This is a genomic window from Thiovibrio sp. Mzg5, from assembly GCF_055379285.1.
On the sequence record NZ_AP022872.1, the window covers coordinates 639,068 to 659,856 of the forward strand.

A 20,789-nucleotide genomic window follows, 5' to 3' on the forward strand; every position below is an offset into this window, starting at 1 on the left:
TAATTGAATATTTTGTTTTTGTTGTACCCAAATATAGCTGAGTATAAAAGATCAAGCGTTTTTTGGTCAAGCTACTAAGGGCAGACGGTGGATGCCTGGGTACCGGGAGGCGAAGAAGGACGCGGTAAGCTGCGATAAGCTTCGGGGAGCTGCTAACAGGCTTTGAACCGGAGATTTCCGAATGGGGAAACCCGGCCAGGGTTATACCTGGTCATCGTGCACTGAATACATAGGTGTAACGAGGCGAACGCAGGGAATTGAAACATCTAAGTACCTGCAGGAGTAGAAATCAATTTAGAGATTCCGTCAGTAGCGGCGAGCGAAAGCGGAACAGCCCAAACCGAGTCATTTATGGCTCGGGGTTGTGGGGCCCCGATATGGGATTGCGAATGGATAGCAGAAGGGCATGGAAAGGCCCACCACAGACGGTGATAGTCCGGTATGCGAAATCTTGAAGCACCCTAGGGTGTCCCCGAGTACCACGAGGCACGTGAAACCTAGTGGGAATCTGGGAGGACCATCTTCCAAGGCTAAATACTACCCGGTAACCGATAGTGAACTAGTACCGTGAGGGAAAGGTGAAAAGAACGGGGGGACCCGAGTGAAATAGAACCTGAAACCGTCTGTCTACAAGCAGTAGGAGCACTATGTCGCAAGACAGTGTAACTGCGTGCCTTTTGCATAATGAGTCAGCGACTTACCCTATGCAGCGAGGTTAAGCCGAAAGGTGTAGCCGTAGCGAAAGCGAGTCTTAATAGGGCGACAAGTTGCATGGGGTAGACCCGAAGCCGAGTGATCTAGCCATGACCAGGGTGAAGCGAAGGTAATACTTCGTGGAGGCCCGAACCGATATAGGTTGAAAACTGTTCGGATGAGTTGTGGCTAGGAGTGAAAGGCTAATCAAACTCGGTGATAGCTGGTTTTCCTCGAAATATATTTAGGTATAGCCTCGCATGATGACTGACGGAGGTAGAGCACTGACAAGACTAGGGGTCCCCACAGGATTACCAACTCTTATCAAACTCCGAATGCCGTCAAGTTCAAGTGCGGGAGTCAGACTGCGGGAGATAAGTTCCGTGGTCAAAAGGGAAAGAGCCCAGACCATCAGCTAAGGTCCCTAAATGCATGCTAAGTGGTAAAGGATGTGGAACTGTTTAGACAATCAGGAGGTTGGCTTAGAAGCAGCAATCCTTTAAAGAAAGCGTAATAGCTCACTGATCGAATGGGTCTGCGCCGAAAATTCAACGGGGCTTAAGCATGCTACCGAAGCTATGGATAACGCGTAAGCGTTATGGTAGAGGAACATTGTAGTAACCTGAGAAGGTACACCGTAAGGAGTGCTGGAGGACCTACAAGAGCTTATGCTGACACGAGTAGCGAAAATGCGGGTGAGAAACCCGCACGCCGAAAACCTAAGGTTTCCTGAGTAAAGTTAATCTGCTCAGGGTTAGTCGGTCCCTAAGGCGAGGCCGAGAGGCGTAGTCGATGGAAAACGGGTTAATATTCCTGTACCATTTTATCAGCGTTTGAGCGAAGGGGGGACGCAGAAGGGTAGGTCATCCGGGCGTTGGTTGTCCCGGTTTAAGTGTGTAGGCGGAGGACCCAGGCAAATCCAGGTCCTTGTATAACGCTGAGGCATGATGACGATGCGGTTTACCGCAATAAAGTGACTGATCCCATGCTGCCAGGAAAAGCCTCGTAGTGAGTTGATAAAGTGACCGTACCGTAAACCGACACAGGTAGGTAGGGAGAGTATCCTAAGGCGCTTGAGAGAACTCTGGTTAAGGAACTCGGCAAAATAACACCGTAACTTCGGGAGAAGGTGTGCCCTCATAACGTGAAGTGACTTGCTCATGGAGCGGAAGGGGGTTGCAGTGAAATGGGGGGAGCGACTGTTTACTAAAAACACAGGACTCTGCGAAGTCGAAAGACGCAGTATAGGGTCTGACGCCTGCCCGGTGCTGGAAGGTTAAGGGGAAATGTTAGTCGCAAGGCGAAGCTTTGAACCGAAGCCCCAGTAAACGGCGGCCGTAACTATAACGGTCCTAAGGTAGCGAAATTCCTTGTCGGGTAAGTTCCGACCTGCACGAATGGCGTAACGATTTCCCCACTGTCTCAACCAGGGACTCAGCGAAACTGTAACACCGGTGAAGATGCCGGTTACCCGCATCAAGACAGAAAGACCCCGTGCACCTTTACTATAGCTTGGCATTGGAGTTTGGAATAATTTGTGTAGGATAGGTGGGAGACTGTGAAGCAGGGACGCTAGTTCTTGCGGAGTCAACCTTGAAATACCACCCTGATTATTTTAGGCTTCTAACCACAACCCGTAATCCGGGTTTGGGACATTGTCTGGTGGGTAGTTTGACTGGGGCGGTCGCCTCCTAAAGTGTAACGGAGGCGCGCGAAGGTTCCCTCAGGCTGATTGGAAACCAGCCGTAGAGTGTAAAGGCATAAGGGAGCTTGACTGCGAGACTGACAAGTCGAGCAGGTACGAAAGTAGGTCTTAGTGATCCGGCGATCCCGTATGGAAGGGTCGTCGCTCAACGGATAAAAGGTACGCCGGGGATAACAGGCTTATCTCCCCCAAGAGTCCATATCGACGGGGAGGTTTGGCACCTCGATGTCGGCTCATCGCATCCTGGGGCTGGAGCAGGTCCCAAGGGTTTGGCTGTTCGCCAATTAAAGCGGTACGCGAGCTGGGTTTAAAACGTCGTGAGACAGTTTGGTCCTTATCTGATGTGGGCGTAGGATATTTGAGGAGAGCTGTTCCTAGTACGAGAGGACCGGAATGGACGAACCACTGGTGTTCCTGTTGTCTCGCCAGAGGCATAGCAGGGTAGCTACGTTCGGAAGGGATAACCGCTGAAAGCATCTAAGCGGGAAGCCTACTCCAAGATAAGATATCCCGGGGCATAAGCCCCCTAAAGGCTCGTTGAAGACTACAACGTTGATAGGCCAGATGTGGAAGTGTGGTAACACACGGAGCTTACTGGTACTAATAAGCCGTGCGGCTTGGCCATTTTTTACTTTACAGTTGCGCTTGATCTTTTATTGCTTGGTCTATTATTGGGGACAACATTACAAACGGATATTCAATTATCTAAGTTTTTTTATATACCGCTGTATAAGCTGACGGCCGCAAATCCGTCAGCGCTGAAAAGATATTATGCTTTTCGGTGGTCATAGCGAGAGTGTAACACCCGTTCCCATTCCGCACACGGAAGTTAAGCCTCTCAGCGCCGATGGTACTGCCAGGGAAGCTTGGTGGGAGAGTAGGTCGCCGCCGATTCTTTTTTTGTAGTAAAACCCTTCCCCTCAAAAGGAAGGGTTTTTTTTTGCCTAAATCCCGGGTATGGTCTTTGGGCGGTTTAACAAACTGGTATTGTACGGTGGGGAGGGCGTATGGAGCATTCTTCTGTTGTTGGTCTTGTGTTAGCGGCCGGAAAGGGTACCAGGATGAAATCCGATAGCCCCAAGGTGTTGCATGAAACCTTCTTTTCTCCGATGATCCACCATGTCTTGGATGCACTTCAGCCCTTATTTCTTGGGAAAAGTATTGTTGTTACCGGTCATCAGCGTCAATTGGTTGAAGAATCTCTTCGGGGATATCCCGTATCATTTGTTCATCAGTCACAACAACTGGGCACAGGTCATGCTGTTTTAGCCTGCGAGGATGAGTTGCGTTCTCATAAAGGATCTGTGCTTGTTCTCTGTGGAGACACACCCCTCGTTAGAGCCGAAACGCTTCGGCAATTCCTGCATGTGCATATCGAAAGCGCCTCTCTTTTAACGGTGATGACGACCAACGTCGCAAAACCTGACAACTATGGCAGAATCGTTTCCGATGAAACTGGAAACATTGTCAAGATTGTTGAAGAAAAAGATGCTAGCCCTGCACAAAAAGAGATTAGGGTAATTAACGCTGGAATTTATTGTGTCGATGCGCAATTCTTGTTTGAGGCGCTCAAAAGAGTTGGCACAGACAATATGCAGGGCGAGATCTATCTTACTGATATCGTAGCAATTGCCACCGGCGATGGGATCCATGTCCATAAATTTTGTTGTACAGACAGTGAGGAAGTTTTGGGGGTAAACTCAAGGCGTGAACTGGCGCAAGCCCATTCTGTTCTCCAGCGGCGCTACCTCGATGTGCTCATGGAATCCGGAGTCACCCTTATCCAACCCGAAGCTGTTACCATAGAAAAAACCGTAACAATCGGGAAAGATTCCGTAATATATCCCAATACCGTCCTCATGGGCGTATGCACCATCGGCGCGGGTGTGCGCATTGACTCCTTTGTGAAAATAGATGACTGTACGATTGGGGATTGTGTGCGCATTGGTTCTTTTACTCATTTGCAACAGGCCAATATCCCTTCTTGGAGTACGGTTGCCCCACATACCATTGAGATAAAAATCCCGTAAGTGGCGGATATGTTTTTGAGGTTGTGGTAAGGACCTTTCTTTTCCGGATAAAGGGCTTGACTTTCGTTTTTCCGAAGGAGTAAATTTCTATTCCGTCTGGCAGTTACTGAAAGAAGGTGTCTTTGTTTTTTTGCTTGCGGTCTGTATTCTGGAACGTTGGCTTTTCTGTGGGTAAGTTCTATCCATCTCGCTTATTTTTGAGAAAAGAGGAGTTTTGTATGGAATATGAGGAAGATTTGAAGAAACTTGAGGGTAACGTCGAGAAAATGTTGCAGAGTCTCGATTCAGTGCAGGGGGATAAGATAAAATTGCAAGCCGATATTGCCCGCCTGGAGCAGGATAAGAAGGAGCTTGAGGAGCAGGTCAAGCGCCTGAAGGATGAGAAGAAGAATATCCACCAAAGGGTTTCCGGTCTGCTCGGATCCATTGAAAAATGGGAGAAATCTGCGGCAATCGTGACGGAGCCGTTATCTTCAGCGCCCGTTCTTGGCAAGGGGCCTTCTGAGCCTGTGCAAGGAGTCCTGGTAGGCAACTGATTGTGGAAATATATTGCTTTCAGGGAGTTATTCTGTTAACCCTTTCATTAATGGTGCATTGTGGAACGATTGGTCACCTTTAAAGTGCTTGGCCAGGAGTATCCGCTCTATACTGATGCCCCGGAAAAAGATGTGCAGGAAATTTTGTCTTTGGTGAAAACGCAACTGGAAAATGCTGGGCAAGCCTCTCAGCATGTTTTGCCGGCGAATAAGCTTGGTATCTTAACGAGCTTGAACATCGCAGGTAAGTATGTCAAATTGAAAAGAGAACACGAAGAATATAAGCACCGGGTTGAGGCAAAAATAAGCCTGCTCAGCGAGAAAATAGAGAAGAATTTTTAGGTGATACAGAGATTTCCCCTGCCTTGTTAGTGATCTGGGAGAGTGTCTCGAGCCAACATTGAGATTGAGGGCGACCTTGCTGTTTCTGGAAAGGAATCCATTTCGGTGGAATTCCTTAATAGGAATACAGGTACCGCCCACCTAACGCAGTTAGGTTCGATGTCACTGCCGGACACTTCAAAGGCGGGGGATTTGCTTGTTTGTTATACTGCCCCATCAGAGGGTTGGATGGGCATTTACATAATATTGGGCAGGCAGATAAACATTTAATATATTCTGCCCCTCAAGAGGATGCGAGAACGGTAGTGGTTGCCGATTTTCCCCAAGTGGGAACTGTGCATGGGATTGTGGTTCAGGTCACTTGTTTGCATCATACGACAGAAAAACTCTCCGGAGAGATGGGGAGATATTATATTGATATTGAAAAAACAGTCGTTTGAGGATTTGTTGCCAAGACAAGAGATTTACACCTGAAGCAGTCCTTTTTTTCCGTTTTTGTTTCCTCCTGATCCCTCCCCGGTTTAGACATAAGGGTTGGTGGTTTTTTGCGGGCCTGACAGTTAAGGTTTGCATATTCCTTCCCCACACCTTTTAGGCATTCGAGCGTGGCATGTTCCCGAAGGGGATTGTGCGGGCTTTTTAGATAAATTTGACATGAGGTTGTCCCCGTGACTGTACAGATAATATTAGCGATTGTACTTGGCATATGCAGTGGAGTTGGCCTTGGCTTTCTGGTGCGCAAGAAATTTCTTGAAGATCGCACGGAGAATCTTGAGGCGCAGGGACGCAAGCTCATTGAAAATGCCTTGGCTGAAGCAGAGCAAATTAAAAAAGAAGCTGTTTTGCAAAGCAAGGATGAAGCCTTTGCTCTGAGGCAGGAAGCAGAAAGGGACATCAAGGCGCTCAAGAAGGATGTTCTTGAGGAGGAGAAGAAATTCATCCAGAAGCTTGAACAGATTGAAAAGAAGATGGAGTTTCTGGACAAGCGCGAGATGGATTTTTTAAAAAAGGAACAGTCTTTTTCCCGAGAGGAAGAACTCCTGGCTCGTCGTCAAAAAGAGATTGATCTCGTTATTGAAGAACAGCGGGTTCAGCTTGAAAAAATTTCCGGAATATCTCGCGAGGAAGCGAAAAAACAGCTTACGGACAGCATCGAAAGTGAAGCGCGGATGGAAGCCGCTAAGATGGTGGTCAAGATTGAAAATGAAATGAAGATCACTGCTGATAAAAAGGCAAAGGATATCATCGCCTTGGCCATTTCTCGCTATGCCGGCGATTATGTCGCGGAAAAAACTGTTTCCGTTGTGCCCTTGCCAAATGAGGAGATGAAAGGCCGGATCATCGGTCGTGAAGGCCGGAATATCCGGGCTATCGAAGCCGCAACCGGGATCGATATTATTATCGACGACACCCCGGAAGCGGTCATCCTTTCCGGATTCAATCCTGTCCGGCGTGAAATTGCCCGTCAGTCCCTGGAGCGTTTGATCACCGATGGCCGCATTCATCCCGCCAGAATCGAGGAGATTGTGGAAAAGGTGAGCGAGGAGCTTGATGTGACCATGCGGGAGGCAGGGGAACAGGCAACCTTTGATGTGGGCGCCCATGGCGTCAATCTGGAGTTGATCAAGCTGCTGGGGCGCCTTAAATACCGGACCAGTTATGGTCAGAATGTCCTGCAGCATTCCCTGGAAGTCGCTTTTCTCTGCGGAGTTATGGCAGCCGAGCTCGGCATTGATGTGAAACGGGCAAAACGGGCCGGATTGTTGCATGATATCGGCAAGGCTGCGGATCATGAGATTGAAGGGTCACACGCCAGCATCGGTGCTGATTTGGCTAAAAAATACGGGGAATCCTCGGTTATCGTGCATGCCATTGCCGCCCATCATGAAGATGTCGCGCCGGATGGAATTCTTGATGTCCTCGTGCAATCTGCTGATGCCCTTTCCGGCGCCCGGCCCGGGGCGCGGAAGGAAATGCTGGAGTCGTATGTCAAGCGGCTTGAGGATCTTGAAAAGATCGCCAATTCTTTCAAGGGAGTGGAGAAGTCCTACGCCATTCAAGCTGGCCGTGAGGTCCGGATCATCGTTAACAGCGGGGTGATCAGCGATGCTGAGGCAATGATCGTCAGCAAGGACATTGTCAAGAAGATCGAGCAGGAGTTGACCTATCCCGGGCAGATTCGCGTCACTGTAATCCGGGAAACCAGGGCCGTGGAATACGCCAAATAATACCTATTCGAAATGCTGCAGGAATCTGAGAACAAATGATTCCCGCAGCATTTTTTTTGCTGGACCATCCAACCATTGATCACCACATGAAGATATCAATTGAAAAACAGGTAGAGCTGATAGAGCGCGGCACGGTTAACGTTATTTCCAGGGCAGATCTTGTGAAAAAACTGGAGAAATCGCAAGCGACCGGGACGCCCTTGAAGATCAAAGCTGGTTTTGATCCGACTGCGCCGGATCTCCATCTGGGCCATACCGTTCTTATTCAGAAATTAAAGCATTTTCAGGACCTTGGGCATGAAATTAATTTTTTGATCGGGGATTTCACCGGCATGATCGGGGATCCGACTGGGAAATCCGAGACCAGAAAGCCTTTGACCGTTGAACAGGTGGAGAAAAACGCCGAAAGTTACAAAGAGCAGATTTTTAAAATTCTCGATCCGGAAAAAACGAAGGTCGTCTTTAACAGCACCTGGCTGGATAAGCTTACTTCCAAGGATTTCATCATGCTTGCCTCGCAACTGACCGTGGCACGCATGCTTGAACGGGAGGATTTCAAGGTCCGGTTTGAAAATGAGCGGCCGATCAGCATCCACGAATTCCTCTATCCCCTTATCCAGGGCTATGATTCCGTTGCCCTCAAGGCGGATGTGGAGATCGGCGGCACCGATCAGTTGTTCAATCTGCTCATGGGGCGTGATCTGCAACGGGTTTGGGGGCAGGCACCCCAGGTGGTCATTACCATGCCTTTGCTCGAAGGTCTCGATGGGGTCAACAAGATGAGCAAGTCCCTGGGAAACTACATCGGCATTACGGAAAAGGCCGAGGACATCTATGGGAAAACCATGTCGGTTTCCGATACCCTCATGTTTCGGTATTTCGAGTTGCTCAGCGATCTTGCCGAAGAACAGATCGGTGCTCTCCAGGCAGAGATGCAGGCAGGCAGGGTGCATCCCAAGGCGGTCAAGCAGCAGCTGGCCCGCGAACTCACGGGTCGGTTCTACGATGCGGTGACAGCCCAGAGGGCGGAAGAGAATTTTGAGAAGATCTTCAGCCAGCACGATAACCCGGAGGATATGGCCGAGGTTGTTTTCTCGGCCAGCGCGGAAGGAATCTGGCTGCCCAAGCTTCTGGTGGATGCCCAGTTGGTCAGCGGCACCGGCGAGGCGCGCCGGATGATCCAGCAGAATGCGGTTTCCCTCAATGGCGATAAGGTGAGTGACATCGAGCACCGCGTGGCGACCCAAGGCGAAATCATCCTGAAGGTCGGCAAGCGGCGTTTTTGCAAGGTGAGATTTACTTAGATTTCACAGGGTACGAAAGGCAACAAAAAAGGGGAATCGATTATTTCGACTCCCCTTTTTTGTTGGCCGGTTTTTTTGCCCTTATTTTTTGCCCCATTTTTCCTGGATCCGGCGTACCGCCTCCTGCACATTTTCCCGCGAGCCAAAGGCGGAGAGACGGAAATAGCCTTCGCCGCTGGGCCCAAAGCCGCTGCCCGGGGTGCCCACCACATGGCATTCGGTGAGCAGCTTGTCGAAGAAATCCCAGCTTGCCAGCCCCCCCGGCGTCTTCAGCCAGATATAGGGGGCGTTCACCCCGCCGTAGCAGGTGATACCCGCCGTTTTCAGCCCCTCCAGAATGAGGCGGGCGTTGTCCAGGTAAAAGGAAATGGTTTCCTGCACTTGGGGCCAGCCCTCTTCCGAATAGACTGCGGCTGCGGCTCGCTGCACCGGATAGGAAACCCCGTTGAACTTGGTGCATTGCCGGCGATTCCAGAGTTTGTTTAAGCCCACTTTTTCGCCGCCTGCGGTAAGGGAGGTGAGTTGCTCAGGCACCACGGTCAGGCCGCAGCGCACCCCGGTAAAACCAGCGGTTTTTGAGAAGGAGCGGAATTCAATGGCGCACTTTTTCGCTCCCTCGATCTCGTAGATGGAGTGGGGTATGCCCGGCTCGGTGATATAGGCCTCGTAGGCTGCGTCAAAAAAGATGATCGAGCCCTGGGCATTGGCATAGTCCACCCAAGCCTGCAATTCTGCCCTGGTGGCCACCATGCCGGTGGGGTTGTTGGGGTAGCAGAGATAGATAATATCGACCTTTTCCTTGGGGATGGCCGGGGTAAAGTTATTTGCCTCGGTGCAGGGTAGATAGACCAGCCCCTCGTAGTAGCCCTTGTCGTCCGCCTCGCCGCTTCGGCCGATCATGACATTGGTGTCGTTATACACCGGGTACACCGGATCACAGATGGCGACCTTATTTGTCAGGGAAAAGATATCGAGGATATTGGCGCTGTCGCATTTGGAGCCGTCCGAGATGAAGACCTCCGAGGGCAAAAGATCCACGCCCAGCGGCTGGTATGCTTTTTCAATGATGATCTTGCTCAGCCAGTCGTAGCCCTGTTCTGGCCCATAGCCGTGGAAAGATTCTCCCCGAGCCAGATCGTCAACCCCGTCATGAAAGGCCTTGATCACTGCCGGGGCAAGCGGCTGGGTGACGTCGCCGATGCCGAGGCGAATCACCTTGGCATCGGGATTGGCGTCGGTAAACCATTTTACTCTCCGGCCGATTTCCGGGAAGAGATAGCCTGCTTTGAGTTTGAGATAGTTTTCGTTTATTAAGGTCATGTTCCCTCCTGCATATTCCAGACCCTAAATTCCAGGGTCACTGCATCAAAAAAAATCCTGCCTTGCAAGGCAAGGCAGGATTCCCAAACAGGACTTGGTCAAGCCATGTTTTACTTCTTTACCGGCTCCAGAGCCTTGGCGCGGCCTTCCAAGAATTTCCAGGATTTCTCCACGTCCTTCTGGCTCATGGCCATCAGCTCGTCCGCATGTTCCGGATTCATCATCTTCAAGGCCCGGTAGCGGTTCTCGTTCAAGGCGTATTCTGCAAAGGGAATGGACGGCGCCTTGCTGTCGATGGTTAAGGGGTTTTTACCCTGCTCCTCCAGCTCCGGGTTGTAGCGGTACAGGGGCCAGTGGCCGCAATTTACCGCTTTTTTCTGCTGGTCAAATCCCTTGGCCATGTTGATGCCGTGGTTGATGCAGTGAGCATAGGCAATGATCAGGGAGGGGCCATCGTAGGCCTCTGCCTCGGCAAACGCCTTGACCACCTGGGTCGGGTTGGCGCCCAGGGCGATCTTGGCCACATAGACGTTGCCGTAGGTGGAGAAGATCATGCCGATATCCTTCTTGGGCATCTTCTTGCCGCCGGCGGCGAACTGAGCCGTGGCTGCGCGCGGGGTGGATTTGGACATCTGGCCGCCGGTATTGGAGTACACCTCGGTATCCATAATCAGGACGTTGACGTTCTCGCCGGAGGCCAGCACATGATCCAGACCGCCGTAACCGATGTCGTAGGCCCAACCGTCACCACCGAAAATCCAGACAGATTTTTTCACCAGGTAGTCTGCCACCGGCAGGAGCCGTTTGGCGATTACAGACTTGCTCTTGGTAAGAGCGTCCTTCAGTTTGGCAACCCGACCGCGTTGCGCCTCGATTTCATCCTGGGATTTCTGTGGGGCGGTGGTGATCTCTTCAGCCATTTTCTTGGTGATGAGTTTTTCCGCCACCGCTTTTTCCAACAACTCGGCGGCCTGGGCTGCGAATTTGTTCGCGGTGTTGCGCATGCCAAGGCCGAATTCGGCGTTGTCTTCGAACAGGGAGTTGGCCCAGGCAGGTCCGCGACCATCGGCCCGCTTGCAGTAAGGGGTGGTGGGCAGGTTGCCGCCGTAGATCGAGGAGCAGCCCGTGGCGTTGGCAATCATCATTCGGTCGCCAAACATTTGGGTGGCCAGCTTGATATAGGGTGTTTCCCCGCAACCGGAGCAAGCCCCGGAGAACTCGAACAGGGGCCGGATCAGCTGGCTGCCCTTGACCGTGGAAGGATCGATTTCCTTGTTCGCGACCTCGGGCAGGTTCAGGAAATATTTGACATTGGGTATTTCCTGGGTGCGGACTGCCTCGGTGTTTTCGATCATCTTCAGGGCTTTTTCCTTGGCCGGGCAGGCATCGACACAGAGGGTGCAGCCGCAGCAGTCTTCGGTGAAGACCTGAATGATGGTTTTGCTTCCCTTGAACTGGGCGCCGACAGCATCGACACTCTTCATGTTTTTGGGCAGTTTCTTGAGGTCGGGAGCCTTGACGATTTTCATCCGGATGGCGGCATGGGGGCAGGCCAGGGAGCAGCGACCGCACTGGATGCAGTTGGCCGGAATCCACTCGGGCACGTGTACCGCGATGTTGCGCTTCTCGTACTGGGTGGTGCCGGTGGGCCAGGTGCCGTCGCAAGGCATCTGGGAGACCTTGATCTGGTCGCCCTTGCCCTCGATCATCTTGGCGGTGACCTCCTTGACAAAGGCCGGGGCGTCAACGGGGACGACGGGCGGTTTTTCATGGCCGCCCGCGGTCTTGGGAATCTTCACCTCGACGATGTTGTTCACCGCCACGTCCACCGCGCCGTAGTTCATGTTGACGACCTTGTCGCCTTTCTTGCCGTAGGTTTTCTTGATCGCGTCCTTGATGGCCTTGATGGCTTCGGCCTTGGTGAGAATGCCGGAGATCAGGAAGAAGGCGGTCTGCATGATCATGTTGATCCTGGCGCCCAGGCCGATGGCCTCGGCCAGGGTGATGGCGTCGATGATGTAGAATTTGGCCTTCTTCTCGATCAGATCCTTCTGGACCACGGAGGGCAGCTGTTTCCAGACCTGGTCCTTGTTGAAGGTGGTGGTCAGGAGGAAGGTGCCGCCGGTCTCCATGTTGCCCAGCAGGTCGTACTTGTCGAGGAAGGTGAAGTTGTGGCAGGCCACGAAGTTCGCCTTGTTGATCAGGTAGGGGGCCACGATCTTGTTCTTGCCGAAACGCAGATGGCTGGTGGTGATGGATCCCGATTTCTTGGAATCGTAAACAAAGTAGCCCTGGGCGTTGTTGGCGGTCTCGGTGCCGATGATCTTGATCGTGTTCTTGTTGGCGCCAACGGTGCCGTCCGCGCCCAAACCGTAGAACATGGCCCGGTAGACTTCCTTGCCCTCGATGTCGAAGGCGGGATTGTACTTGAGGCTGGTCTTGGCCACATCGTCATCGGGGCCGACGCAGAAGTTGTTCTTGGCTTTTTTGGCGGCCATGTTGTCGAACACCGCCTTGACCATGGCCGGGGTGAACTCGGCGGAGCCGAGGCCGTAACGGCCACCCAGGATGCTGGGGGACTTTTTGAGGGCGCCCGCTTCCACCGCCTCGCCGATGGCGGCGCGGATGTCAAGATAGAGGGGCTCGCCGGCAGCGCCGGGCTCCTTGGTGCGGTCGAGCACGGTGATGCGTTTTACCTTTTTTGGCAACGCCTTGATCAGAGCGGCCGAATCAAAGGGACGGAAGAGACGCACAATGACCAGACCGAGCTTCTTGCCTTTCTTGGCCAGATGCTCCACCGTGGCGATAACGGTCTCGGCGCCGGAGCCCATCATGATGATGATGTCCTCGGCATCCGGGGAGCCGTAGTAATCAAAGAGATGGTACTTGCGGCCGGTGAGCTTGGCGAACTTGTCCATGGTCTTCTGAACAATGCCCGGAGTGGCGCTGTAGAACTTGTTCACCGTCTCGCGGCCGGTGAAGTAGACGTCGGGGTTCTGGGCGGTGCCGCGCATCATGGGCCGGTCCGGGGAGAGGCCGCGCTGACGGTGTTCGATGATCAGATCCTCGTCGATCATCTTGCGCATGTCGTCGAAGGTGAGCTGCTCCACCTTCTGAATCTCATGGGAGGTGCGGAAGCCGTCGAAGAAGTGCATGAAGGGGATGCGGCTTTGCAGGGCGGCCTGGGTGGAGATCAAGGCCATATCCTGGCATTCCTGGACGTTCTGGGAGCAGAGCATGGCCCAGCCGGTCTGGCGGGCAGCCATGACATCGCTGTGGTCGCCGAAGATGGAAAGCCCCTGGCAAGCAAGGGAGCGGGCCGTAACATGGAAGACGGTCGGGGTCAGTTCACCGGCCAGCTTGTACATGTTGGGGATCATGAGGAGCAATCCCTGGGAAGCGGTAAAGGTGGTACAGAGTGCGCCGGTGGTCAGGCTGCCGTGCAGAGCCCCGGCCACACCGCCCTCGGACTGCATTTGGGTGACAACCGGAATGGAGCCCCAGATGTTCTCCTGCTTGGAGGCTGATTTGGTGTCGGACTCCGCCGCCATGGGAGTAGAGGGGGTGATGGGGTAGATCGTGATGATCTCGCTGGTGGCGTAGGCCACATGGGTACATGCCTGATTACCATCAATGGTGACCATTTTCCGGGACATAGACTCATCTCCTTCCATTCTGCTTGGGTTGATAACGGTGGAAGCCGTCGTTAAAAAATAACTTGAACGATTGTTATCCCGTGAACGGCATAAGGAGCCGTAACGAAATGGTCAAGACTGTACAGGTTGTTTTTTAACGGCTCCTAAACTTTTAGGGCTGCACCCCTTTGTGCGCGGGGCCAAAATGAGGTGCGGCCAAAATAACGTTGTTAGCGACAGGGAAAAACCAAAAGCACAAACAGCTCTTTACGTATAAATACGGGGGGTTAAAAGCGTCCACCTGCGTGCCATTCTTGCTGAACTGAACAATTTAAACGAAGTTTTCAAGAATATCCAGTTTTTATTTTACAGATTGGTTTTGCGTGGTTTTCATGATCAGTTCCTGGGATTTGAGCAAAACCTTGGTGTCGGGGGGGACAGACTGGGTCAGCCAGGTGTTGCCGCCGATAACCGAGCGGGCGCCGATGATGGTGTCGCCGCCCAGGATGGTGCTGCCTGCATAGACCGTGACATCGTCTTCAATGGTGGGATGGCGCTTGCTCTGGCGGTCAAGATCGCCGGAGTCGTCCCGTTTGAAGGAGAGGGCACCCAGGGTTACGCCCTGGTAGAGCTTGACCCGCTGGCCGAGGACACTGGTCTGCCCAATGACCACGCCGGTGCCATGGTCGATGAAAAAAGAGGCGCCGATGGTGGCGCCGGGGTGGATGTCGATGCCGGTAATGCCATGGGCGTATTCACTCATGATGCGCGGCAGGATGGGAACCCCCAGGGTATACAGCCCGTGGGCAATCCGGTAGACCATGATCGCGTAGATGCCGGGATAGCTGAAGATGATCTCGTCAAAACTGCCGGCGGCAGGGTCGCCTTCGTAGGCCGCCCGCACATCCGTGGCCAGAATCGCCCGCAGGGTCGGTAACGAGGTGATGAAGTTGAAGGCGTTTTCCTTGCCCGCGTCTTCGCAGTGCTGGCAATTTGTGCCATGGCGGAGGCATTCGTGCCGGATGGCGTTGGTGATTTCCCTGGTCAGTTTTTCATAGAGACCGGAGATTTCCAGGCCCAACTGGTATTTGAGGCTGACCCGGTCGATGCCCTGGTTGCGGAAATAACCGGGAAAAAGTACGTCGCGGCAGGATTCCAGGATGTCGATCACGTGCTCGCGGCTGGGCAGGGGTTCCGCCTCGACATGCTCAAAGCAGGCGTTGTTGTAGCAGGTCTCCACCACCTGATCAATTATCTGCGGAAGCCGGTTCCGGAAGTCGGAGGTCACGGGATGCTCCTTGGGGCAGGCTTCATTCTGGGCAAGGGGAATTTTTGTTTTCTGGGTCACGGCGGGTCCTCCGGTTTTTTGCGCAAAAACAGGAAAAGAAGCAAACAGCGGAATATGAATTAAAACAGTAACAACGATTTGTTGTTCCCTCAAGAATTCCCTGAGATTATCCGGTGTTTTTGGGGAAACGGATGGATGTTCAGGCAGCAGTCCTGGTCTGAGAGATAAAAAACAATAGGCTCGCCGCCGCCAAAACAACGCAGGCGCCAAGGAAAGAGGCGGGCAGGCCGAGAGTGGCGGCAAGGAGGCCGCCCAGCAAGGGGCCAAGGCTGTGGCCCATGTCCATGACGGAGCCAAGGATGCCCATGGCCGAGCCGTGGGCGGTGTTTTTGCTCAGATCGGCGATATGGGCGGCGCTGGCGGAAGTTACCACCGAAATGGCCAGCCCCAGCAGGATGCTTAGGACTAGCAGAATAAGAAAAGAGCCGGCTATTGAGAAAAAAGCGATACAGATTGCTGCCGCAACCGCGCCGAAAAGTATTTGCCGTGGTCTGCCGTGGCGGTCGGAGAACCGGCCCATGGCCGGTTTTGCCAGGGCGATGGTGATGATCTGCGAGGCAAGGCACAGCCCGATCTGATAGGGGTTCAAGCCAGCCATGAGGGCGTGGGCCGGGAGAAAGGTTTCAAATATGCCGTAGGCAAAGAGGATGGCTGCCTCCACGCCGCAGGTCAGCATGATGGTCCGGTTTCCCAAAAGCTCTGTGACTCCCTCGCGCCAATGGGGGCGGGGGGCAGGTTCTTTGGGGTCGCCCCGGTTGAGGTCGGGAAGGAAAAATGCGCTGAAAAAAACGGTAAGTCCGGCAATACCGCAAACCAGATAGAGGGTATGGAAGCCGACTGCCTGGTTGGTTGCGTAAAAACCGAGAATGGCACCGCCCAGGGCCGGAGCCATGGAACGCCCCAGCAGGGTGGCGGTGGAAAACCAGCCCATTTTTTCGCCCCTCCCTTTCTGGAAAAGATCCGAGACCATGGCCATGGCCACGGGCACGAAGATGGCGGTGGCCAGGCCGTGGTAAAAGCGAACCAGGGCCAGCTGCCAGATTTCCCGGACCACCAGATAGAGAAACGGGGCCGTGGCGAAGACAAGAGCGGAAAAAAGGAGCATGCGTTTCCGACCAATCCTGTCCGAGAGGATGCCGGCCGGAAAGCTGAACAGGATGCCGGTGCCTGCGGAGATTGAGGCGATCAGCCCCACTGCGGCAGGCCCGCCGCCGAGGTGGCTGACAAACAGCGGCAGCGCCGGGCTCTTGGAGATGGTGCTGCTGAAGATGGCCAGCAACCCCACCCCGCAGAGAAGTTTAAAGGGTGAAAGAGTCATTGCCTGTTTCCGCTCCCTGTGGCGCGCTCAGTCAAGAGGGTTGCCGTTGTCGGTCCAGGCCGCGAGACCGCCGGCGAGATAGGCGGCGGCAACGCCTTTTGCTAGGAGCGTTTTGCTCACCGATTGGCTCACCGAACCGCCTCTGGCGCAGTAGATGACGGTGGCGGTGTTGGGGGGCAGCTCTCCGGCCCATTGTTCAACCTGTTCCGGGTCGTGCCAAACCGCGCCGGGAATCTTGCCGGGCGTGGCCTCGCGGTCGGGCCTGCGCCGGACATCGAGCAGGGTGACACCACCCTGGGCCAGCATCCCCGCAAGGCGTGGCGCATCGATGATCCTTCCGGCGATCAGCCCCTGGATTTCCTCATGGTATCCCAGGTAACGCCTGAGAGTGATTTCGTTTTTGCCGTATTTGGGATAGCTGTTGAGGATATCGACAAAGCGGGCCTCTGCTTCCGTCTCCTCCTTGATGTCCACCATGCCGTCGTGGATGATGTCCACCAACCGGTCGGCATAGATGATGATCCGCTCCTCCAGCCGGTGCAGGGTGTAGTCCTTGACCGGCAACCCAAGCTCCCTTGCCTCCGGCTCGGTGAGCCCGCCCCGGATGTGTTTTTCCATGATGGCGGTGACTGCCTGGGGCAACCCCAGTTTGGCGCCCATTTCCGCACCGATCCTGCCGTGACTGATTTCATAGGTGGCGGTCTTGCCCAGGTCGTGGAACAGTGCGCCCCGGCCTACCAGCTCCAGATCCAGGGTGGCCCCGGTGCGGCGGGCGATCTCCAGTGCCTTGGCCGCCACCTTCAGGGAATGGTCAAGGTCTGTCTCGTTCATGCCTGCGGTGCGGAGCAGGTCGATGTCCTTTTGCGCGATGCGGTAGTCCATGATCATTCCTCCTTTGGGGCGATGCCGAAGTAAGCCTGGGCCTCCTGCATAGCGTCTTTGTATTGATGTCGGAGCTTCTTGAATTTTTTTCCATGTCTTCGCGCAGGTGCTCGATGTATTCCCGTACCCCTTCCTCGCCAAACTGCGCGGCGATCTGGGGACCGAAATTCCAGATGCGGGTAAAGTCGTGGCGCTCGTTTTTGTTGTCCGGGTCATCGATCCAGCGGTGCAATTCGGCGTAATCCTTGCCGGTTCTTTTCAGACTGGTTTCAAAGTGTTTCTCGGTTGGGGGCATGGAATGGTTCTCCTGATCAGGGGTTGTTTCTGCTTTTGTAAAAGGCCAACAGGGAGTCCAGCACCGCGCTGGCTCGGTCGATGCGTTGCAGGTCGTCGTTGGTGGTGGCGGTGATGCCATCGAAAAGAGCCTGAACCCCGGCTGTTTCCGGCAGGCCGAATACGGATTCTTTGAGGTCGATGTCGTGGATGATTTTGCTTATCTGGATCAAGGCCGGGTCGGTGAGGCCGAACCGCGCCACCATCACCTCAAAGGAGCATTTGTCCATGACGTGGGTGTATTCCGCTTCGGCCATGTCGAAGCGTATTTCATCCTGGCCAGGGGAGTAGCGACCGCTGTCCACGAATTTGAAGCGGGCCTCCGGGTCGGCGTACCGCCGCACTAGCCAGGCGCAGGCGATCCGGTCCACATAAACATTCTTCCTGGTCACCCAGGTCTTACCGCTCAGCCCGGCAATCCCGCCGTCTTTCTTCGGAGCAGGCTGATCCGTAGCCCGGTGTTCGATGAGGGTCGCTTCGAGATCATGCAGTGTCGTCGCCACCTGGAGTTGCTCCGGGGCCTTGAAAAAATCGATCCGCATCACCTCGGCGAACTGCTTGCGCAGTTTTTCCAGTCGTCCCCGGGATCCGAGAAGGCCGTCGTCGGCTGATTCTCCGGTTTGGCAGCGCCACTCTTCCCGCAAGGCCTTGGCCTCGGTGAGAATTTTTTCGTAATCGCTGCCCCGGGCGGCGTGGAACAGGCCGATAACCTGTTGGTCGCTCAACCCTGCAAGAAAACGGGCTTCGATCATCGTTGCCTCGCCACCACCGTCGGCAATCTCCTTGACGATCCAGGTAAGATCCTCCAGGGTTTGCTCCTGCCGGGGCATGGCGTACACCGATTGCTTGATCGCCACCGCGCCAAGCTGTTGCAGGCGGCGCCAGATCTTGGCCCGGAAGTAGGCTGGTTTTGCGGGTATCTGGTGGATGAGTAGCAGCCAGTCCATGGTGTGCTCCTTTGTTGTGTGTCACTTGTTATGTTTATGATATGGCATGTGCTCTATTATGTCAAGGGTGAGACGTTTTTTTGGGGGGGGAAGGGCGGAAGCAGTGTGGCCCAGGGAATGGTGGCGGGAAGGGATGGGCATCGGGTATACTGGCATCATGAGCCAGACAATCTCGCAACAGGCATCAGTTCCGGACTTTTCCAGCCAACCGGCCATCGTTTCCGTTACCGGCCTTACCAAGCGGTTCGGCGAGCGACTGGTGGTGGACAATATCTCTTTTTCCATCCAGCGGGGCCAGTGCGTTGGCTTTCTTGGCCCCAACGGGGCTGGGAAAACCACCTGCATCAACATGCTCCTCGGCCTGGTGGAAAAAAGCGCGGGCGAGATCCGGATTTTTGATTTGGAGGCGCCGCGCTTTCATCGGGAGATCAAAGCCAAGATCGGGGTGGTGCCCCAGGCGGACAGCCTTGATCCGGACTTGAGCGTGGAAGAGAACCTGCGCACCTATGCCGGGTATTTCCGCCTTCCGCGCCGTCTTGCCCGGGAAAGGGTTGAAGAGCTCCTGCATTTTTTCGCCCTCCATAACCGGCGAGACGAGATCATCGAGCATCTGTCCGGGGGGCAGCGACGGCGGCTGCTCTTGGCCCGGGCCCTGATCAACGAACCCCAGCTCCTTATCCTCGACGAGCCCACCATCGGCCTTGACCCCCAAGCCAGACACCTGATCTGGGAGCGTCTCGCCATTCTCCAGGCGCAGGGAACCACCATGCTCCTGACCAGCCATTATCTCGAGGAGGTTTCCCGCCTGAGTCAGCAGGTATTGATCCTGGACCATGGCCATGTCGTGGTGCAGGGCGAACCGCAGCAGCTCATTACCGATCTGGTCGGCCTTGAGGTTTTTGAGGTGGATGGAACAGCGGCCGAGCTTGATGCGTTGGAGGCATCGTTTCGGCAGTGCAATGCCACGCTGGAAAGGGTGGGGGATAAGCTCTATGTCTATGCCCGGGAGGATTGTTCCCGCTTGGTAAAGGTGTTGGGTAACGCGGGCAGCTGGGTGCGGCGGCCGGCCAACCTGGAGGACCTTTTTATTCAGCTCACCGGCAGGTCGTTGAGGGAGTCATGAACGGATTTTCTTTTCTTACAATCTGGCTGCGCAACGGGCGGGTCTGGAAAAAGCACATCCTGGCCACCCTGATCGGTAATCTGGGCCAGCCTTTGCTGTTTCTCCTGGCCATGGGCTATGGTCTTGGCCGGGACATGGCGGAGGTGGAGGGGTTGACCTACCTGCAGTTCATCGCTCCGGGTCTGGTTGCCTCCGCAGTGATGCACAGCGCTGCACTCGAAACAACTTACGGCTCTTACACCCGGCTCACCGTGCAGAAAACCTACGAGGCGATCCTGATGACCCCCCTTGGCGTTGTTGATCTGGTTCTGGGGGAGATTGTCTGGGGGGCGAGCAAGGGGGTGCTGGCCGGGGTTATCATGCTGCTGGCCTTGCCCCTTTTCGGTGTGGTTCTCTCGCCCTGGGTTGTTGCCTTGCTGCCGATGCTGTTTATCTCCGGCATGTTCTTTTCCGCCTTTGGCCTGATCATGACAGCGCTGGCGAAAAATTATGATTTTTTCAACTACTTCACCTCGTTGGTCATTACCCCGCTCTTTCTCTTCTCCGGCATCTTCTTTCCGGTGCAGACCATGGCCCCGCCTGTTAGGGGGTTTCTTGAAATGCTGCCCCTGACCCCCATTGTCAGTCTGGCCCGCATCTTCTGTTATGGACGCTTCGGCGAACCGATCCTGCTGAAGATTCTCGGTTCTCTCCTGGCCACCGGCTGCGCCGTATGGCTGGCCGGGTATCTTCTCCGGCGCCGTTTGATTCAATAACCGGAGCGGGTCTGTCCGGAAGCATCATCCGACAGATGTTGTTCGATAAAACGGCGGATTTTTTGCGGCGTGAGGATGAGACCGGTGAGGAGGTCGTTGCCGATCCTGATCGCGGGCACGGTCTTGATCCCGGCCTGGCGGGACCGCGTCAGATTGGTGACGACCTCAATGGTTTCGAGTTGGAGGTGGGGGGAGTCGGCAACGATCTTTTTCAGGGTGCGGCTCACATACAGGCAGCGCGGGCAGAGGATGGTGCGGTAGAGTTCTATCTTCATGGCGTTGTTCGTTGG

Annotated in this window: 15 protein-coding genes, 2 rRNA genes and 1 other RNA gene; 10 read left to right on the forward strand and 8 right to left on the reverse strand. The window is 54.4% G+C overall.

The features are described from left to right. Positions 1 to 64: 64 nt before the first annotated feature. The 8 genes from ACZ46D_RS02920 to tyrS all read left to right on the forward strand — a co-directional run bounded on the left by ACZ46D_RS02920 (position 65) and on the right by tyrS (position 8,838). Positions 65 to 3,023, forward strand: a 23S ribosomal RNA gene (locus tag ACZ46D_RS02920). A 152-nt stretch (positions 3,024 to 3,175) separates the two neighbouring features. Further along, positions 3,176 to 3,292: ribosomal RNA gene (rrf, locus tag ACZ46D_RS02925) — 5S ribosomal RNA — on the forward strand. Between the two features lie 113 nt (positions 3,293 to 3,405). Next, the gene (locus tag ACZ46D_RS02930; protein ID WP_464928547.1) at positions 3,406 to 4,428 is read left to right on the forward strand and encodes a bifunctional UDP-N-acetylglucosamine diphosphorylase/glucosamine-1-phosphate N-acetyltransferase GlmU; all 1,023 of its coding nucleotides are present in this window, start codon (positions 3,406 to 3,408) and stop codon (positions 4,426 to 4,428) included. 218 nt (positions 4,429 to 4,646) lie between these two features. After that, on the forward strand, positions 4,647 to 4,964 hold the full coding sequence (locus ACZ46D_RS02935; RefSeq protein WP_464928548.1) for a cell division protein ZapB: 318 nt from the start codon (positions 4,647 to 4,649) through the stop codon (positions 4,962 to 4,964). Between the two features lie 60 nt (positions 4,965 to 5,024). Continuing rightward, on the forward strand, positions 5,025 to 5,306 hold the full coding sequence (locus ACZ46D_RS02940; protein ID WP_464928549.1) for a cell division protein ZapA: 282 nt from the start codon (positions 5,025 to 5,027) through the stop codon (positions 5,304 to 5,306). Between the two features lie 12 nt (positions 5,307 to 5,318). Beyond that, positions 5,319 to 5,500: non-coding RNA, 6S RNA (ssrS, locus tag ACZ46D_RS02945), on the forward strand. 474 nt (positions 5,501 to 5,974) lie between these two features. Beyond that, positions 5,975 to 7,534 carry a ribonuclease Y gene (rny, locus tag ACZ46D_RS02950; protein ID WP_464928550.1) on the forward strand — a complete coding sequence of 520 codons (1,560 nt, stop codon included), beginning with the start codon at positions 5,975 to 5,977 and terminating at the stop codon, positions 7,532 to 7,534. A gap of 86 nt (positions 7,535 to 7,620) precedes the next feature. Next, positions 7,621 to 8,838: a tyrosine--tRNA ligase gene (gene tyrS, locus ACZ46D_RS02955; RefSeq protein WP_464928551.1), complete on the forward strand. Its 1,218-nt coding sequence runs from the start codon at positions 7,621 to 7,623 to the stop codon at positions 8,836 to 8,838. Between the two features lie 81 nt (positions 8,839 to 8,919). Here tyrS and ACZ46D_RS02960 read toward each other — a convergent pair whose 3' ends face one another. The 7 genes from ACZ46D_RS02960 to ACZ46D_RS02990 all read right to left on the reverse strand — a co-directional run bounded on the left by ACZ46D_RS02960 (position 8,920) and on the right by ACZ46D_RS02990 (position 18,621). Then, positions 8,920 to 10,158 (reverse strand): LL-diaminopimelate aminotransferase, encoded by a 1,239-nt coding sequence (locus tag ACZ46D_RS02960; RefSeq protein WP_464928552.1) that lies wholly within the window; start codon positions 10,156 to 10,158, stop codon positions 8,920 to 8,922. A 110-nt stretch (positions 10,159 to 10,268) separates the two neighbouring features. Further along, positions 10,269 to 13,814 carry a pyruvate:ferredoxin (flavodoxin) oxidoreductase gene (gene nifJ, locus ACZ46D_RS02965; RefSeq protein WP_464928553.1) on the reverse strand — a complete coding sequence of 1,182 codons (3,546 nt, stop codon included), beginning with the start codon at positions 13,812 to 13,814 and terminating at the stop codon, positions 10,269 to 10,271. Positions 13,815 to 14,154: 340 nt separating this feature from the next. Then, positions 14,155 to 15,141, reverse strand: a complete 987-nt coding sequence (locus ACZ46D_RS02970) for a serine O-acetyltransferase (protein WP_464928554.1) — start codon at positions 15,139 to 15,141, stop codon at positions 14,155 to 14,157. 139 nt (positions 15,142 to 15,280) lie between these two features. After that, a complete protein-coding gene (locus ACZ46D_RS02975) occupies positions 15,281 to 16,459 on the reverse strand; it encodes an MFS transporter (protein ID WP_464928555.1) in 1,179 nt (392 codons plus the stop codon). Between the two features lie 27 nt (positions 16,460 to 16,486). Continuing rightward, a complete protein-coding gene (locus ACZ46D_RS02980; protein WP_464928556.1) occupies positions 16,487 to 17,341 on the reverse strand; it encodes an HDIG domain-containing metalloprotein in 855 nt (284 codons plus the stop codon). Beyond that, positions 17,271 to 17,636, reverse strand: coding sequence for a hypothetical protein (locus tag ACZ46D_RS02985; protein WP_464928557.1), 366 nt, complete (start codon positions 17,634 to 17,636; stop codon positions 17,271 to 17,273). The genes ACZ46D_RS02980 and ACZ46D_RS02985 overlap by 71 nt, the downstream gene beginning before the upstream one ends. A 16-nt stretch (positions 17,637 to 17,652) precedes the next feature. Next, positions 17,653 to 18,621, reverse strand: coding sequence for a chromate resistance protein ChrB domain-containing protein (locus ACZ46D_RS02990; protein WP_464928558.1), 969 nt, complete (start codon positions 18,619 to 18,621; stop codon positions 17,653 to 17,655). 157 nt (positions 18,622 to 18,778) lie between these two features. Here ACZ46D_RS02990 and ACZ46D_RS02995 point away from each other — a divergent pair, with 157 nt between their 5' ends. Together ACZ46D_RS02995 and ACZ46D_RS03000 are read left to right on the forward strand one after the other, a co-directional pair. Further along, positions 18,779 to 19,744 carry an ATP-binding cassette domain-containing protein gene (locus ACZ46D_RS02995; protein ID WP_464928559.1) on the forward strand — a complete coding sequence of 322 codons (966 nt, stop codon included), beginning with the start codon at positions 18,779 to 18,781 and terminating at the stop codon, positions 19,742 to 19,744. Further along, positions 19,741 to 20,499, forward strand: coding sequence for an ABC transporter permease (locus ACZ46D_RS03000; RefSeq protein WP_464928560.1), 759 nt, complete (start codon positions 19,741 to 19,743; stop codon positions 20,497 to 20,499). Before ACZ46D_RS02995 ends, ACZ46D_RS03000 begins: the two co-directional genes overlap by 4 nt. Here ACZ46D_RS03000 and ACZ46D_RS03005 read toward each other — a convergent pair. Continuing rightward, the gene (locus ACZ46D_RS03005) at positions 20,493 to 20,774 is read right to left on the reverse strand and encodes a thioredoxin domain-containing protein (protein WP_464928561.1); all 282 of its coding nucleotides are present in this window, start codon (positions 20,772 to 20,774) and stop codon (positions 20,493 to 20,495) included. The genes ACZ46D_RS03000 and ACZ46D_RS03005 overlap by 7 nt on opposite strands. Positions 20,775 to 20,789 lie beyond the last annotated feature (15 nt).

Bases quoted from the DNA above. Each gene is read 5' to 3' on its own strand.
- ACZ46D_RS02930 (WP_464928547.1), top strand. From the start codon at position 3,406: ATGGAGCATTCTTCTGTTGTTGGTCTTGTGTTAGCGGCCGGAAAGGGT.
- ACZ46D_RS02935 (WP_464928548.1), top strand. From the start codon at position 4,647: ATGGAATATGAGGAAGATTTGAAGAAACTTGAGGGTAACGTCGAGAAA.
- tyrS (WP_464928551.1), top strand. From the start codon at position 7,621: ATGAAGATATCAATTGAAAAACAGGTAGAGCTGATAGAGCGCGGCACG.
- ACZ46D_RS02960 (WP_464928552.1), bottom strand. From the start codon at position 10,158: ATGACCTTAATAAACGAAAACTATCTCAAACTCAAAGCAGGCTATCTC.
- nifJ (WP_464928553.1), bottom strand. From the start codon at position 13,814: ATGTCCCGGAAAATGGTCACCATTGATGGTAATCAGGCATGTACCCAT.
- ACZ46D_RS02975 (WP_464928555.1), bottom strand. From the start codon at position 16,459: ATGACTCTTTCACCCTTTAAACTTCTCTGCGGGGTGGGGTTGCTGGCC.
- ACZ46D_RS02980 (WP_464928556.1), bottom strand. From the start codon at position 17,341: ATGGACTACCGCATCGCGCAAAAGGACATCGACCTGCTCCGCACCGCA.
- ACZ46D_RS02985 (WP_464928557.1), bottom strand. From the start codon at position 17,636: ATGCCCCCAACCGAGAAACACTTTGAAACCAGTCTGAAAAGAACCGGC.
- ACZ46D_RS02990 (WP_464928558.1), bottom strand. From the start codon at position 18,621: ATGGACTGGCTGCTACTCATCCACCAGATACCCGCAAAACCAGCCTAC.
- ACZ46D_RS02995 (WP_464928559.1), top strand. From the start codon at position 18,779: ATGAGCCAGACAATCTCGCAACAGGCATCAGTTCCGGACTTTTCCAGC.
- ACZ46D_RS03000 (WP_464928560.1), top strand. From the start codon at position 19,741: ATGAACGGATTTTCTTTTCTTACAATCTGGCTGCGCAACGGGCGGGTC.
- ACZ46D_RS03005 (WP_464928561.1), bottom strand. From the start codon at position 20,774: ATGAAGATAGAACTCTACCGCACCATCCTCTGCCCGCGCTGCCTGTAT.